The sequence below is a fragment of the Amycolatopsis sp. NPDC059657 genome, from assembly GCF_042734395.1.
Classification (GTDB): Bacteria; Actinomycetota; Actinomycetes; order Mycobacteriales; family Pseudonocardiaceae; genus Amycolatopsis.
Genome location: NZ_JBHWEB010000129.1, coordinates 1 through 2,013, shown reverse-complemented (window position 1 = coordinate 2,013; position 2,013 = coordinate 1). Strand labels below are relative to the sequence as shown.

General features: G+C 70.6%; 1 protein-coding gene. It reads left to right on the top strand.

Features of this window, described 5'->3' with window-relative positions:
* Nucleotides 1-415 precede the first annotated feature (415 nt).
* The gene (locus ACFV15_RS40635; RefSeq protein ID WP_378357818.1) at nt 416-1,918 is read left to right on the top strand and encodes a DEAD/DEAH box helicase; all 1,503 of its coding nucleotides are present in this window, start codon (nt 416-418) and stop codon (nt 1,916-1,918) included.
* Nucleotides 1,919-2,013: the final 95 nt, after the last annotated feature.

Here is a 2,013-nt window from a genome sequence, read left to right as displayed (position 1 = left end):
GACGGGGGGGTGGGGCGGGCCCGCCCGCCCCCCCGGGCCCCCGGGCCCCCCCACCCCCAATGTTGCCATCCGAACGATGACACCGACCTACACCCACTTTCGGGCTTGTCCGCCGATCGTGATTCAGGGGTGATGGTTGAGGGGTTGACCACAGTTGGGACCTGCGAGTAGGTGCCGGAGACCGACTCCGGTACAGTAGTGACAGACCGCAATCGGCGGCGTGGATGAGTGGTGTCCGTCGCCTCCAAAGCCAACCGAATGGCTCGCGGTATCCGTATCAACCAATTGGCGCGCGGTGTCATGCAGACATGGTGTGCCGGGTTCGTCCCTGTGAAAGCCCACTGCACACCATCTTGTCCTGCCTGCGCGCGGACAGCCGGGCCTCCTTGTGACGTGCCACGTCCGAGAGGTATCAGTGACAGTCACGTTCAACAGCTCCGCCCCTTCGGCTCGATCGCACCGCAAGCCGCGTGCGCGTACCGCGGGTACTGAGGTGCTGCACAACGACACGGCCATCGAGACCGTGCCGAGCAAGACCTTCGCCGAGCTCGGCCTGCCCGAGCCGCTGCTTCGCGCCCTGCGCGAAGCGGGGATCAACTCCCCGTTCCCCATCCAGTCCGCGACCATCCCGGACGCGATCGCAGGCCGTGACGTGCTGGGCCGCGCCCAGACCGGCTCCGGCAAGACCCTCGCGTTCGGCCTGGCCATGCTGGCCAGGCTCGACGGTGGCAAGGCCCGCCCGAAGCGGCCCCGCGCCCTCGTCCTCGTTCCCACCCGTGAGCTGGCCATGCAGGTGGCCGACTCGCTGACCCCGCTCGCCAAGTCGCTCGGCCTGTGGTGCCGCGTGGCCGTCGGCGGCATGGCCTTCGCCCGTCAGGCCGAGGCGCTCAACCGCGGTGTCGACCTGCTGATCGCCACCCCCGGGCGCCTTTCGGACCACGTCCGCCAGGGCACCGCGGTGCTTTCGGACGTCAACTTCGTCGCGCTCGACGAGGCCGACCAGATGGCCGACATGGGCTTCATGCCGCAGGTCCGCGAGATCTTGGACCTGACCCCGCAGCGCGGGCAGCGCCTGCTGTTCTCGGCGACGCTCGACGGTGACGTGGACCGCCTGGTCCGCGCCTACCTGACCGACCCGGTCACCCACTCGGTCGCCCCGGTGTCCGCCAGCGTGACCACGATGGACCACCACGTCCTCCAGGTCTCGCACCAGGACAAGCAGGACATCATCACCGAGATCGGCGCCCGCGACGGCCGGACGATCATGTTCGTCCGCACCAAGCACCACGTCGACCGGCTCGCGGAGCGTCTGCGCGAGAAGGGCGTCGCGGCAGGCGCGCTGCACGGTGGCAAGACCCAGGGTCAGCGCAACCGCGTGCTCGCCGACTTCAAGGAGGGCCACACCCCGGTGCTGGTCGCCACCGACGTCGCCGCCCGCGGCATCCACGTCGATGACATCTCCCTGGTGCTGCACGTCGACCCGGCCGCCGACCACAAGGACTACCTGCACCGCGCGGGCCGCACGGCTCGCGCAGGCGCCTCGGGCGTCGTGGTCACGCTGGTCACGCACGACCAGCGCCGCATGGTGCGCCGGATGACCGACCGCGCGGGTGTCCGCGCGGAGCAGGCCACGGTGCGCCCCGGCGACACCGAGCTGTCGCGTATCACCGGTGCGCAGCAGCCCAGCGGCGAGCCGGTCGCCGAGCGTCAGCGCGAGACCCCGCGTCGTGGCCGTGGCTTCGGCGGCGGTGGCGAGCGCGGTGGCTACGGCGGTTCCCGTGAGGGTGGCCGTCCCGGCGGCTTCGGCGGCCGTGGCCGTCAGCCGCGCTACGGCAGCGGTGGTGGCGGCGGTGGCTCCCGTGAGGGTGGCCGTCCGCAGCGGCCGAGCAGCCGTCCGCGGCGCAGCTTCGACAACTGAATCTGAGTGACCGAAAAGCGGGGCCGGTTCGCCGGCCCCGCTTTTTCGTGCCCGACCTGACATTGGGGTCGTGAGTGTTTACGCCGGTTAGAACC